10 protein-coding genes are annotated in these 14211 nt (G+C 57.7%); 3 read left to right on the top strand and 7 right to left on the bottom strand.

Going from position 1 to position 14211, the window contains the following annotated elements; all coding sequences use genetic code 11:
* Positions 1 to 118: 118 nt before the first annotated feature.
* On the bottom strand, positions 119 to 562 hold the full coding sequence (locus IM284_RS21960) for an Lrp/AsnC family transcriptional regulator (RefSeq protein WP_041909598.1): 444 nt from the start codon (positions 560 to 562) through the stop codon (positions 119 to 121).
* Positions 563 to 669: 107 nt separating this feature from the next.
* On the opposite strand from IM284_RS21960, the gene IM284_RS21965 reads away from it, so the two are divergent.
* Complete coding sequence (locus tag IM284_RS21965) at positions 670 to 1566, top strand: DMT family transporter (protein ID WP_047368712.1); 897 nt, start codon at positions 670 to 672, stop codon at positions 1564 to 1566.
* On the opposite strand, the gene narI is transcribed toward IM284_RS21965, so the two are convergent.
* From narI to IM284_RS21990, 5 genes are all read right to left on the bottom strand, one after another.
* The gene (narI, locus tag IM284_RS21970; protein ID WP_021240339.1) at positions 1563 to 2240 is read right to left on the bottom strand and encodes a respiratory nitrate reductase subunit gamma; all 678 of its coding nucleotides are present in this window, start codon (positions 2238 to 2240) and stop codon (positions 1563 to 1565) included. The two genes, IM284_RS21965 and narI, sit on opposite strands and share 4 nt — an antisense overlap.
* Positions 2240 to 2950 (bottom strand): nitrate reductase molybdenum cofactor assembly chaperone, encoded by a 711-nt coding sequence (narJ, locus tag IM284_RS21975; RefSeq protein WP_045261096.1) that lies wholly within the window; start codon positions 2948 to 2950, stop codon positions 2240 to 2242. Before narJ ends, narI begins: the two co-directional genes overlap by 1 nt.
* Positions 2947 to 4482 carry a nitrate reductase subunit beta gene (gene narH, locus IM284_RS21980; protein ID WP_028013444.1) on the bottom strand — a complete coding sequence of 512 codons (1536 nt, stop codon included), beginning with the start codon at positions 4480 to 4482 and terminating at the stop codon, positions 2947 to 2949. The genes narJ and narH overlap by 4 nt, the downstream gene beginning before the upstream one ends.
* On the bottom strand, positions 4479 to 8222 hold the full coding sequence (locus IM284_RS21985) for a nitrate reductase subunit alpha (protein WP_047368713.1): 3744 nt from the start codon (positions 8220 to 8222) through the stop codon (positions 4479 to 4481). The genes narH and IM284_RS21985 overlap by 4 nt, the downstream gene beginning before the upstream one ends.
* 382 nt (positions 8223 to 8604) lie before the next feature.
* The gene (locus IM284_RS21990) at positions 8605 to 10002 is read right to left on the bottom strand and encodes a NarK family nitrate/nitrite MFS transporter (protein ID WP_047364940.1); all 1398 of its coding nucleotides are present in this window, start codon (positions 10000 to 10002) and stop codon (positions 8605 to 8607) included.
* Between the two features lie 309 nt (positions 10003 to 10311).
* Here IM284_RS21990 and narX point away from each other — a divergent pair, with 309 nt between their 5' ends.
* Both narX and narL read left to right on the top strand, forming a co-directional pair.
* Positions 10312 to 12108: a nitrate/nitrite two-component system sensor histidine kinase NarX gene (gene narX / locus IM284_RS21995; protein ID WP_032644884.1), complete on the top strand. Its 1797-nt coding sequence runs from the start codon at positions 10312 to 10314 to the stop codon at positions 12106 to 12108.
* Positions 12101 to 12751 (top strand): two-component system response regulator NarL, encoded by a 651-nt coding sequence (narL, locus tag IM284_RS22000; protein ID WP_003856701.1) that lies wholly within the window; start codon positions 12101 to 12103, stop codon positions 12749 to 12751. The genes narX and narL overlap by 8 nt, the downstream gene beginning before the upstream one ends.
* 3 nt (positions 12752 to 12754) lie before the next feature.
* On the opposite strand, the gene IM284_RS22005 is transcribed toward narL, so the two are convergent.
* Entirely contained in the window at positions 12755 to 14161 is a 1407-nt protein-coding gene (locus tag IM284_RS22005) for a YchO/YchP family invasin (protein ID WP_047368715.1), read from the bottom strand.
* Positions 14162 to 14211 lie beyond the last annotated feature (50 nt).

Here is a 14211-nt window from a genome sequence, read left to right on the forward strand (position 1 = left end):
ATCCTTCCCCCACCACCATCACTTCCAGCAAAATCCCAAGTCATATTAAAACCAAACACTCAACCGAATCCGCCTCTGTAGGCCTGGTAAGGCGCATCCGCCACCCGGCGACAGACGACTACATTGGCGGCAAACGACGCTTCACCGGCGAACTTTTCACAATCGACGTATTACATTGGGCATGCTCCGCCAGCCCGTCCAGCAGCGCATCCAGTTGTTCTATCGATCGCACCACCAGCCTAATCACAAAGCAGTCTTCCCCGGTCACCTTGTCGCTCTCAATACACTCCGGCATCGCCTGTATGTATTTATCCACCTTATGCAACAGCCCCGGCAAAGGCCGCACGCGTACCAGCGCCTGCAGCGTATACCCCAGCGCCGCCAGATTCACCCGTGCGCCATACCCCTGAATCACACCGCGCTCTTCCAGCCGCTTCAGACGCTCTGCCGTGCTGGGTGAGGTCAGGCCGATGCGGCCGCTGAGCACCTTCAACGACATGCGCGCATCCTCAACCAGGCAGGCTAAAATTTGCCGATCGATATCATCAATAAGGTATTCCACTCGTTTCACCTAATTTAAAAATGCAGTTAACACCTTCAACCTTATCTCACCCCTGTAAAACCCAACAGCGATTTTCGACAATAGCGTTATTAATCAGGAGGTGAATGATGCGTGATTTACATAAAGGCGTCTGGCAGATGAGTCTGGCGATGTTAATTTCCGGCTCTATCGGCGCGTTTGTTTTGCTCAGCGGTCTGCCGGTGACGGAAGTGGTGTTCTGGCGCTGCCTTATTGGGGCAATAGCGCTTTTCATTATTATCCGGGTAAGTCAAAAGCCCTTTAGCCCCCTCACCCGCACCACGCTGCTGCTGGCGATTCTCGGCGGTGTGGCATTAGTGGTGAACTGGCTGCTGCTCTTCGCAGCCTATGAGCGGATCTCTATTGGTCTTTCGACCGTGGTCTATAACACTCAGCCGTTTATGCTGGTCCTGATGGGGATGTTTTTAGGCGAGCGCGTCAGCGTGGTGAAATGGGGCTGGCTGTTCCTCGCCTTCGGCGGCGTGGTGATACTGCTCTCCAGCGAGCTGACCGGCACCCACGACACTGAATGGCTGGCGGGTATCGGTCTGGCAATGGCCGCGGCCTTCTTCTACGCGCTGACGGCAATCATTGCGCGCAAACTGAAAACTATCGCACCGCAGCATATTGCCTTTATTCAGGTGCTGACGGGCGTCGTGATGCTTCTGCCGTTTGCCAGCCGGCCGTCATTTTCCGGTGATTTTCCCTGGCCGATCCTGCTGACGCTCGGCATCGTCCATACCGGCATTATGTACCAGTTGCTCTACAGCGCGATTCAGAAGCTACCTACCCCCATTACCGGCTCCCTGTCGTTTATCTATCCGGTGGTGGCGATCGTTGTCGATAACCTGGTATTCGGACACTCGCTGAACCTGACGCAGCTGGCGGGCGGCGCGCTGATCCTGTTTGCTGCAGCGGGCAACAACCTGGGCTGGGGCGAAAAAAAACCCCGCGAATGCGGGGTTGGTATCAAGACGCTGAATTAGCGACGGGCACGCACAATCTGGTATTTGCGCGTCAGGTACTCAACCGGCGCGCTCCAGATGTGCACTAGACGGGAGAACGGGAACAGCACAAACAGCGTCATCCCCAGCACAAGGTGAACGCGGAAGATAAACGCCACGCCGTCCAGGTGCTCAGACGCTCCGCCGTGGAAGGTCACGACGGACTGCGCCCACCCCACCAGCTTCATCATTTCACTGCCGTCCATATGCTGCGCAGAGAATGGAATAGTCAGCAGACCCAGCGCGCACTGCACCATCAGCAGGGAGAGGATCAGGATGTCCGCTGCAGTGGTGGTTGCACGCACGCGCGGGCTGAACAGACGCCGTTTTAGCAGCAGCAGGCCACCCACCAGGGTCATCACACCGCAGGCACCACCGGCGATCATCGCCATCTTCTGCTTCACTTCAATCGGCAGCCATGCTTCGTACATCCAGTGCGGCGTCAGCATCCCAAGGAAGTGACCGGCAAAAATCCCCAAAATACCGATGTGGAACAGGTTAGACGCGACGTGCATCCCTTTGCGGTCCAGCATCTGGCTGGAGGCAGCACGCCAGGTGTACTGGCCGTAGTCATAGCGCAGCCAGCTTCCCACCAGGAATACGGTGCCCGCGATATACGGGTAAATGTCAAAGAAGAACATATTCAGGAAGTGCATTAGTGCCGTCCTCCGTTAGAGATATTCAAATATTGCGGGGCAACCGCGCCGGCAAAACGACGCTGGTGAGCGGAGATTTCAGACTCGCCGCAGTTCTGGTCAGCAAAGAATTTCACCTGCTCTTCTTCCCAGACCGCATCCAGCGCTTGCGGGGTATCGTCCCGGGCTTCATCCGCGATTTTCTCCGCCACTTTTTCACTGTCTACAGAGGCGTTCGCCAGCTTCACCAGCAGATCGAACAGTACGGCATAGCGGCTCTCACGCTGCTGTAGACGCGCGCCGAGCAGCGCAAGAATCGGGGCGATATCCTGCAGACCACCCAGCGCCTCTTCTTTCGGCAGTTGCGCCAGATACTCCAGGTACAGCGGCAGGTGGTCCGGCAGCTCGCGGCTGTCGAGCTGCAGGCCGTGCTGCTCGTACTGGGCCATCAGGTCCACCATCGCCTGACCGCGGTCGCGGGATTCCCCGTGAACGTGTTCAAACAGCAGCAGCGACGTCGCGCGCCCGCGGTCAAACAGCTGGCTGTAGTCCGCCTGCGCGTCGAGCAGATCGCGTGCCAGCAGATCGCGGAGGAAAACGCCCAGCTTCTGGGCATCCTCTTTATCCAGGTTTTCAGATGACGCGAGTGCATCAAAGAGTTCCTGTTGATGCTGCGCAAGCGCAGCATCCGGGTACTCGAGCAGACGCGAAACAATGACGAGTTCAATCATTGGTGCGGCTCCGTTTTGCTGGTCACATCCATCGCGTCGATGCGGCGGCTGTTGAACAGGTTGAATTTACTGTCTGACCCGTGGCAACCGTCGCCAAAGGTAAAGCCACACCCGCTTTTCTCCGGGAAAGCCTCGCGCGCCAGCTCGCGGTGGCTGCTTGGCACCACGAAACGATCTTCGTAGTTAGCGATTGCCAGGTAGCGGTACATCTCCTGCGCCTGCGCTTCGGTCAGGCCGACCTCTTCCAGCGCGCGGGTATCGTTAACACCGTCAACGGTTTCCGCACGTTTGAAGTGACGCATTGCCAGCATACGTTTCAGCGCCAGCAGTACTGGCTGGGTATCCCCTGCGGTCAGCAGGTTGGCCAGATACTGAACCGGGATACGCAGGCTTTCCACGTCCGGCAGAATACCGTTGCTGCCCAGCTCGCCCGCGTCCGCCGCAGACTGAATCGGAGACAGCGGCGGCACGTACCAGACCATCGGCAGGGTGCGGTATTCCGGGTGCAGCGGCAGAGCCAGCTTCCAGTCCATCGCCATTTTGTACACCGGCGACTGCTGTGCGGCGTCAATCACGCTCTGCGGAATGCCGTCCTTCAGGGCCTGCTCAATTACCTTCGGATCGTTCGGATCGAGGAAGACGTCCAGTTGACGCTGATAGAGATCTTTCTCATTCTCGGTGCTTGCGGCATTCTCAATCGCGTCCGCGTCGTACAACAGCACGCCGAGGTAACGAATACGACCTACGCAGCTCTCGGAGCAGACGGTCGGCATACCGGCTTCGATACGCGGGTAGCAGAAGATGCACTTCTCAGACTTACCGCTCTTCCAGTTGAAGTAGATTTTTTTGTACGGGCAGCCAGTGATGCACATGCGCCAGCCGCGGCACTTGTCCTGGTCGATCAGTACGATGCCGTCTTCTTCACGCTTGTAGATGGCACCGCTCGGGCAGGTCGCGACGCACGCCGGGTTCAGGCAGTGTTCGCACAGGCGCGGCAGATACATCATGAAGGTGTTTTCGAACTGGCCGTACATCGCCTTCTGCATGTTCTCGAAGTTCTGGTCCTTCGCGCGTTTTTCGAACTCGCCGCCCAGAATTTCTTCCCAGTTTGGACCGCTGGTAATTTTGTCCATGCGCTGACCAGTGATCAGCGAGCGAGGACGGGCGATCGGCTGGTGTTTGCTTTCCGGCGCGTTGTGCAGGTTCTGGTAGTCGTAATCAAACGGCTCGTAATAATCCTCAATCCCCGGCAGGTGCGGGTTAGCGAAGATTTTACCCAGCAGCATTGCGCGGTTACCCATGCGCGGCTGCAGCTTGCCGTTGATTTTGCGGATCCAGCCGCCCTTCCACTTCTCCTGGTTTTCCCAGTCGGTCGGGAAGCCGGTGCCCGGCTTACTTTCCACGTTGTTGAACCAGGCGTACTCCATACCTTCGCGGCTGGTCCAGACGTTTTTACAGGTCACTGAACAGGTGTGGCAGCCGATGCACTTATCCAGATTCAGCACCATGCCGACTTGTGAACGAATTTTCATTTTACGCTCTCCTGTACCTGGTCATTACCTTCGCCGTCTAACCAGTTAATATTCTTCATCTTACGTACCACCACGAACTCATCGCGGTTCGATCCTACGGTGCCGTAGTAGTTAAAGCCGTAGGCCAGCTGCGCATAGCCACCGATCATGTGGGTCGGCTTCGGCGTAATACGGGTCACGGAGTTGTGAATACCGCCGCGCTGCTCGGTGATCTCTGAACCCGGCAGGTTCACGATACGTTCCTGCGCGTGGTACATCATGGTCATCCCGGCCGGCACGCGCTGGCTCACCACCGCACGCGCCGTCAGGGCGCCGTTGCTGTTGAACACTTCAATCCAGTCGTTATCTTCGATACCCAGATCTTTGGCGTCCGCTTCGCTCATCCAGACAATCGGACCACCGCGCGACAGGGTCAGCATCAGCAGGTTGTCGCTGTAGGTGGAGTGGATACCCCACTTCTGGTGCGGCGTCAGGAAGTTCAGCGCCTTCTCAGGGTTACCGTTCGATTTCGCGCCCATCACCGCTTTCACGGAGCGGGTGTCGATTGGCGGACGGTACACCAGCAGGCTTTCACCGAAGTCGCGCATCCACTGGTGGTCCTGATACAGTGACTGACGACCAGAAAGCGTGCGCCATGGGATCAGCTCGTGAACGTTGGTATAACCAGCGTTATAGGACACATGCTCATCTTCCAGACCAGACCAGGTCGGGCTGGAGATAATTTTTCGCGGCTGGGCCTGAATATCGCGGAAGCGGATTTTCTCTTCCTCTTTATTCTTCGCCAGATGCGTGTGGTCGCGACCGGTAAATTCACTCAGGGCCGCCCACGCTTTCACCGCCACGTGGCCGTTGGTTTCCGGTGCCAGGGTCAGGATCATCTCCGCCGCATCAATTGCCGTGTTGAGCATTGGCTGGCCTTTGGCCGGGCCGTCTGCTTTGGTGTAATTGAGCTTGCGCAGCAGGTCCATTTCGCTCTGGGTGTTCCAGGCGATGCCTTTGCCGCCGTTACCGATTTTCTCCATCAACGGGCCAATAGAGGTAAAGCGCTCGTAAGTTGCCGGGTAATCACGTTCAACCGGAATGATGTGCGGCGCGGTCACGCCCGGGATCAGGTCGCATTCGCCTTTTTTCCAGTCCTTCACGTCAAGCGGTTGCGCCAGTTCGGCAGCGGAGTCGTGCTGGATTGGCAGCGTCACCACGTCGGTCTCTTTGCCCAGGTGACCTACGCAGACTTCGGAGAATTTCTTCGCGATGTCTTTGTAGATATCCCAGTCGCTTTTCGATTCCCACGCTGGGTCAACGGCGGCAGACAGCGGATGAATAAACGGATGCATGTCCGAGGTATTCATGTCGTCTTTTTCGTACCAGGTGGCGGTTGGCAGCACGATGTCGGAGTACAGGCAGGTGCTGGACAGACGGAAGTCCAGCGTCACCACCAGATCCAGCTTGCCGTCCAGACCGTTGTCTTTCCATTCCACTTCTTCTGGCTTCACGCCGCCCTGCTTGCCGAGGTCTTTGCCCTGAATACCGTTCTCGGTGCCCAGCAGGTATTTCAGCATGTACTCGTGGCCTTTACCGGACGAGCCCAGCAGGTTGGAGCGCCAGATGAACAGGTTGCGCGGATGGTTTTTGCCGTTCTCAGGCTGTTCTGCCGCGAAGCGGATGGAGCCTTCCTTCAGGGATTTGACGGTGTAATCCACCGGCGACATTCCCGCCTGCTTCGCCTCTTGTGCAATGCGCAGCGGGTTAGTGCCCAGCTGCGGCGCAGACGGCAGCCAGCCCATGCGTTCAGCGCGCACGTTGAAATCAATCAGGTGGCCGCTGTAGCGGGTTTTATCCGCCATCGGCGACAGCAGTTCCTGCGCGGTAACCGTCTCGTAGCGCCACTGGCTGGAGTGGTTATAGAAGTAGGAGGTGCTGTTCATGTGACGTGCCGGACGCTGCCAGTCAAGGGCAAACGCCAGCGGCTGCCAGCCGGTCTGCGGACGCAGTTTTTCCTGGCCCACGTAGTGCGCCCAGCCGCCGCCGCTCTGCCCGACGCAGCCGCAGAAGATCAGCATGTTGATCAGGCCGCGATAGTTCATATCGAGGTGATACCAGTGGTTCAGACCGGCACCCACAATGATCATCGAACGACCGTGGGTCTTGTCGGCGTTTTCCGCAAACTCGCGGGCGATACGAACGATCTGCGCGCGCGGTACGCCGGTGATCTGCTCCGCCCAAGCTGGGGTATAGGCCTTCACGTCGTCATAGCTGGTTGCGCAGTTTTCGTCGTTCAGACCGCGCTCCAGGCCGTAGTTCGCCATGGTCAGGTCATAGACGGTGGTGACCAACGCGGTAGAACCGTCGGCCAGCTGCAGGCGCTTAACCGGCAGCTTGTGCATCAGCACGTTTTTCAGTTCAACCTTGTTGAAGTGCTCGGAACCTTCACCGCCAAAGTACGGGAAGCCAACCTCGGCGATCTCGTCCTGGCTGCCCAGCATGCTGAGGCGCAGCTCCGTCTCTTCACCGGTGGTGCTGTTGCGCTGCTCAAGGTTCCACTTGCCCTTCTCGCCCCAGCGGAAGCCGATAGAGCCGTTTGGCGCCACCAGCTCGCCGTTGCTGTTATAGGCAACGGTTTTCCACTCAGGGTTGTTTTCCTGGCCCAGCGCGTCCACCAGATCGGCGGCGCGCAGCGTGCGGCCCGCGGCATAGTAGCCCTCACGCTCTTCCAGCATCACCAGCATCGGCATGTCGGTGTAGCGACGCACGTAGTCAGTGAAATACTGGCTCGGTTTGTCGAGGTGGAATTCGCGCAGCATGACGTGGCCCATCGCCATCGCCATCGCGGCATCGGTACCCTGTTTCGGTGCCAGCCACAGGTCGCACAGCTTGGCGATTTCCGCGTAGTCCGGGGTGACCGCGACGGTTTTGGTCCCTTTGTAGCGGACTTCGGTAAAGAAGTGCGCGTCCGGGGTACGGGTCTGCGGAACGTTAGAGCCCCAGGCGATGATGTAGCTGGAGTTGTACCAGTCGGCGGATTCCGGCACGTCGGTCTGCTCACCCCAGGTCTGCGGTGACGCTGGCGGCAGGTCACAGTACCAGTCGTAGAAGCTCAGGCAGGTCCCGCCGATAAGCGACAGGTAGCGCGCGCCGGAAGCGTAAGAGACCATTGACATCGCCGGGATTGGCGAGAAGCCCGCCACGCGGTCAGGACCGTAGGTTTTTACGGTATAGACGTTAGAGGCGGCAATCAGCTCGTTCACCTCTTTCCAGGAAGAACGAACGAAACCACCGCGACCGCGCGCCTGCTTGAAGCTTTTCGCTTTGTCGGCATCTTCAATGATAGAGGCCCACGCATCAACCGGGTCGCTGTGCTGCACTTTCGCTTCACGCCACATTTTCATCAGGCGTTTGCGCATCAGCGGGTATTTCAGACGGTTGGCGCTGTAGAGATACCAGGAGTAGCTAGCCCCGCGCGGGCAGCCGCGCGGTTCATGGTTCGGCATATCCGGACGGGTGCGCGGATAGTCAGTCTGCTGCATTTCCCAGGTCACCAGACCGTTTTTAACGAAAATCTTCCAGCTACATGAGCCAGTGCAGTTTACGCCGTGGGTAGAACGGACGACTTTGTCATGCTGCCAGCGCTGGCGGTAACCGTCTTCCCAGTCCCGGTTGGTATCCAGAACCTGGCCGTGCCCATCGGCAAAAGTTTCACCCTTCTGTTTGAAGTAGCGAAACCGGTCCAAAAATTTGCTCATCGGGTATCTCCTGTATGGAGCCTGTGGCTCTCTAAATCGACATTGCTGATTTGCAGCGAAGGTAACGCCCTGAAAGAGGGGGAGAATTGATAACGATCAAGACGAAGAGGGACTGTAAAAGGAGGGGTTAGACCAAATACCACCAAAGCGGTATATTTTTAGAACGAATAACTAAATGATTTATAAAGATATTTATTATTCATCGTACAATAACCCCGGCAAAATTTAACATCTCAGGTATTAAGGGGTAGACATACCTGCAAAGCGATGGCGATCACAGTGTTACCCGCAAATGACTGCGGTAAAAGCTTTCAGTATGTTGTAACTATTATTCATTCGAAAAAAAACGCGGCCCGAAGGCCGCGTTAACGGATAATCACACTTACTTATTTTTCTTGGTATTACGGCCATATACCAGCCACGTAATCACGACGCAGGCGATATAGAAGACGAGGAAGACTTTCATGGCGCCAGCCGGAGAGCCGGTCAGGTCAAGCGAGATGCCGAATGCTTTCGGAATAAAGAAGCCGCCAATTGCGCCAATAGCCGAGATAAAGCCCAGGGCCGCAGCCGTATCCGTCGCCGCTTCACGCATGGCCTGCTCTTCGCTTCCGCCCTGCGCTTTCACGCGATCCATCGTCAGCTTGCGAAAGATCACGGAAATCATCTGGAAGGTGGAAGCACTCCCCAACCCGGCCGTCAGGAACAGCACCATAAACACGCCGAAGAAGGCAAAGAAGTTACCGCCCTGCCCGTCAGAAGGCAGCGTCAGGAACAGCAGCGCGCAGAAGACTGCCATCACAATAAAGTTCACCAGCGTAACGCGAGTCCCGCCCAGACGGTCGGAGATCATGCCGCCCAGTGAACGCGCCAGTGCGCCAATGAACGGACCGAAGAAGGCGAATTGCAGGATCTGCACGTCCGGGAATTGGGTTTTCGACAGCATGGCAAAGCCCGCTGAGAAGCCGATAAACGAACCGAAGGTAGCCAGATACAGCAGCGCCATCACCCACAGGTGTCCACGCTTCAGCACCGGAAGCTGCTCGCTCAGGGATGCTTTCGACGCGCTCAGATCGTTCATAAAGAACCACGCAGCGAGGGTGAACACCACCAGGAACGGAACCCAAATCCAGGCCGCGTTCTGCAGGTAGAGGGAAGAACCATCCGCCTGCTCAACGCCGCCGCCACCGAAGGCGGCAAAAATAGAAACAGAGATCGCCAGCGGCGCAATCAACTGCATCACGCTTACGCCCATGTTGCCCAGACCGCCGTTAATACCCAGCGCGCCGCCCTGCTTCGCTTTCGGGAAGAAGAAGCTGATGTTCGCCATGCTGGAGGCGAAGTTAGCGCCGGCGAAACCGCACAGCAGGGAGATAATCACGAACACGCTGAACGGCGTGGAGGTATCCTGCACCGCGAAGCCTAGCCACACGCAAGGGACGATCATGATGCCCGTACTGAACGCCGTCCAGCGACGGCCTCCGAATACCGGGACCATAAACGCGTAAGGGACACGCAGCAGCGCGCCAGACAGCGACGGCAATGCGGTAAGCATAAACAGCTGATCGGTCGTGAACGTAAACCCTACTTTCGGCAGGTTTACCGCGACCGCGCTAAACAACATCCATACGCAAAACGCTAAAAGCAGACACGGAACGGAAATCCACAGATTCCGGCTTGCTACACGATGGCCGCGCTGTTGCCAGAACGCCGGATCCTCTGGACGCCAGTCTGTAATAACGGCACCATTTTCCCTTTCGGGAGCGGATGAGTGACTCATAGACACCTCTGATTCTCGAATGATGCTGCAAACATTAGGGTTTTAGGGCGGCGGTAAGTTGATATAAATCAAAGGAAAAGTGCGGGGATTTGCGGCGCAAAAAAAGGGGTTATCCTTAGTGAGTAGGATAATTCGGTAAAAAAGACGTGGTTTTTCACTGCACTGAAGGTTCCTTGCTACCACCGCTTCTTCACCTATACTCCGTTGGCAATTTAGGGGTAATCCTTTATTGGTATGGGTATACTCCAGGGTATGCACCAGAATAGCGCCATTCCTGCAAGCAGGCCACGTCAGGAGCCCGGCAACTCTATGTTAAAAAGATGTTTATCACCGCTGACTCTCGTCAATCAGCTAGCCCTGATTGTTTTGCTGTCTACCGCCCTTGGCGTGGCCGGCATGGCGATTTCCGGCTGGCTGGTACAAGGGGTACAGGGTAATGCACATGCCATCAACGAGGCAGGTTCTCTACGCATGCAGAGTTATCGTCTGCTGGCGTCGGTCCCCCTGACGCAGGACGATCGGCCCTTAATTGATGAAATGGAGCGCACGGCCTTCAGCCCCGAACTGGAAAACGCCGCCATCCGCGCCGGCCAGCAGTCCCAGCTTAAAGCCCTGCAGGGCTACTGGCACACCCAGCTGGAACCCGGTCTGAAACAGGCGCGCAGCACCGAAACCGTTGCGCAGGACGTAGCGGGTTTCGTCTCCCGCATTGACGCGCTGGTCTCCTCTTTCGACCAAACCACCGAATTACGCATCGACCGGGTGGTAATGGTACACCGTGCCATGGCGCTGTTTATGGGCCTGCTGCTGATCTTCACCATTATCTGGCTCCGGGCGCGGCTGCTGAATCCCTGGAAACAGTTGCTGGCGATGGCGCGCGCCGTAACGAACAGAGATTTTACCCAGCGCACGCACATCAGCGGCCGCAACGAGATGGCCATGCTCGGCCAGGCGCTGAACACCATGTCGGCGGAGCTCTCCGAAAGCTACGCGGTGCTGGAGCAGCGCGTGCAGGAAAAAACCGCCGGGCTGGAGCAGAAAAATGAGATCCTCTCCTTCCTGTGGCAAGCCAACCGTCGGCTGCACATGCAGGTGCCGCTATGTGAACGCCTTTCGCCGGTGCTGAACGGCCTGCAAAATCTGACTCTGCTGCATGACCTGGAGCTGCGGGTTTACGATGTGGAAGATGAAGATAATCATCAGGAGTTTACCTGTCAGTCCGACATGTCCTGCGATGATAAAGGCTGCCACCTGTGCCCGCGCGGCCTGCCGCTGCAGGCTTCTGGCGGCACTACCCTGAAGTGGCGGCTGACGGACAGCCACACCCAGTACGGTATTCTGCTGGCCACCCTGCCAGCCGGACGTCATCTGAGCCACGACCAGCAGCAGTTGGTGGACACCCTTGTTGAACAACTAACGGCCACGCTGGCGCTCGACAGGCACCAGGAAAAACAGCAGCAGCTGATCGTCATGGAAGAGCGCGCGACCATCGCCCGCGAGCTCCACGACTCTATCGCCCAGTCGCTCTCCTGTATGAAAATGCAGGTGAGCTGCCTGCAGATGCAGGACGCGGAAATGCCGGAAAGCAACAAACAGCTGCTGAGCCAGATCCGCAACGAGCTGAACACCTCCTGGGTACAGCTGCGCGAGCTGCTGACCACCTTCCGCCTGCAGCTGACCGAGCCGGGGCTGCGCCCGGCGCTGGAATCCAGCTGCCAGGAATTTAGCGCCCGGCTTGGCTTCCCGGTGAAGCTGGATTACCAGCTGCCGCCGCGGTTTGTCCCTTCCCATCAGGCGATTCATCTGCTGCAGATCGCCCGCGAAGCGCTGAGCAACGTGCTCAAACACGCTGAAGCGACGGCGGTTACGGTTACCGTCAGCCAGCACGCTAATCAGGTCAGGCTGACGGTTCACGACAACGGTCGCGGCGTGCCGGAAAATGCCGAACGCACTAACCACTATGGTTTAATCATTATGCGAGACCGCGCCCAAAGCCTGCGCGGTGATTGCCAGGTTCGACGGAGAGAGACGGGTGGCACGGAAGTTGTGGTCACCTTTATTCCCGAAAAACCGCTTACAACTGCTCAAGGAGAAACCCATGACTAATCAGGAACCGGCATCCATCCTGTTGATCGACGACCATCCGATGCTGCGTACTGGCGTAAAACAGCTGGTCAGCATGGCACCCGACATTACCGTGGTGGGCGAAGCCAGCAACGGTGAACAGGGTATTGAGCTGGCCGAATCCCTCGATCCGGATCTGATCCTGCTCGATCTCAACATGCCCGGCATGAACGGTCTGGAAACCCTCGACAAGTTGCGCGAGAAATCCCTTTCCGGTCGCGTGGTGGTCTTTAGCGTCTCCAACCACGAAGAGGATGTGGTCACGGCGCTGAAGCGCGGCGCGGATGGCTATCTGCTGAAGGATATGGAGCCAGAAGACCTGCTCAAGGCGCTGCAGCAGGCCGCCGCAGGCGAGATGGTGCTGAGCGAGGCCCTGACGCCGGTGTTGGCCGCCAGCCTGCGGGCGAACCGCGCCACCTCTGACCGCGACGTCAGCCAGTTAACCCCGCGCGAGCGCGATATTCTGAAGCTGATTGCCCAGGGCCTGCCGAACAAAATGATCGCCCGCCGCCTGGATATCACCGAAAGCACGGTTAAAGTGCACGTGAAGCATATGCTCAAGAAAATGAAGCTAAAATCCCGCGTTGAAGCCGCGGTGTGGGTCCATCAGGAACGTATTTTTTAAGCATTACTCATCCGGCAGCAGCTTCCAGCGCGGGTCGTCGTCAGGTAATGCGACCAGCGGCTGCACCACAGCGAGCGTGATCTCATTGGATGAGACGCGCTGGCCCTTCGCATCTTCCACCACCGCCGAGAGATGCCAGCGGTTTGTCGCCCCTTCAGCGTCATTCCAGGCAGGCATGATCACGCTCCAGCCGTCGGTGCTGTCACTTTTCCCCGGGGACGTCAGGCTCAATGCCTGGGTATCACCCTGCCAGTGGATCTGACGAATACCGTGAGTGCTGCGAACCTGCAGCTTCAGCATGACGGTTTCGCCTCCTTTGAGATCCCACGGCGGGGTTGCCAGCCAGACGGAGAGCGTTTTACGCTGGCGGAACTCCATCACCGGCAGGCTGTTACGCTCCGGCGAGTCATAGCGGCTTCCGCGCAGGGATCGCGTGGCCGCGACCTCTCCGGCGGAGAGCTGCTTAACCAGCGGCACGCCGAAGCGATAGTTGAGCTTCAGCCCGAGGTTATTCTGGCTCTCTCCGCTTTCGCCCTGCTTATGCCCGGCGGTTAGCGTCACCAGCGGCACGGGGGTATAGTTAAGCCCGAGATTGACCGCCACCGGGTTGTGATACCCGGTTCCGCTGTTGAAGAGGTCAACGTTGTCGCCAAAATATTGCTCAAAGCTGACGCTGGTGTTCAGGTGATGAAACCACGGCAGCCAGGCTTTGGCGGTCACGTCATATCCCCGCGCCATGCGCTGCTCCTGGACGTCAGAGCTGTCGCGCCAGCCGGCAAAAGGCTGATAATAGTTAGCCGACAAGCGCAGATTTTCTCCCCACACCTCCGCACCCAGCCCGGCACGCTGCAGGTTCTCATCCAGCAGGTTGTCGTAAAAGGTGTTGTAACCCAGCAGCCAGTTTCCGGCCACCCAGCGCTGGCCGATTCCGGCGTTACTGACCAGGCCATCCGTCTGCTGCGTCAGGCCGAGCTGGCTCCAGCTCAGGTAACGGTTGTTATCGTTCCAGGGGATAAACCAGCTCCCGCTGCTGCCGTTGAATTTCCCGTCGTTATCCACCAGCAAATTGACGCTGGCGTTCCCCCAGGGCGACAGCCAGGATTCAATCTGCTGGTTCACCTCGCCGCTCACCGCGTCGCGCACCTGACCAAAGGCAAACTGCCGCGCCTGCTCGCCCGTAGTCAGGCCGTTGTCGGTCATACTGGCTTCACCAAAGGCTTTCGCCATTTCGGCGAGATGCTTTTCCCCCTCCCCGGTGGGGGCTGCCATACCGAGATCGGGGAGATTATCCCCGTTATTATCAAAGGGATTTTGTGCCTGCTGGATAAAGGAATTCGGCGCACCGTGAACGGCTCCGGCAGTAACAAGGGAGAGTAAAACCAGCGTTCGGAAAGGGGGAGAAACAGTCATCAATGTCGTAAGAATTACCCGGTGCTTACGTAAGAACACCAGGTACCTTA

This window comes from Enterobacter cloacae complex sp. P12RS (assembly GCF_014895875.1).
GTDB classification, from domain to species: Bacteria; Pseudomonadota; Gammaproteobacteria; order Enterobacterales; family Enterobacteriaceae; genus Enterobacter; species Enterobacter bugandensis.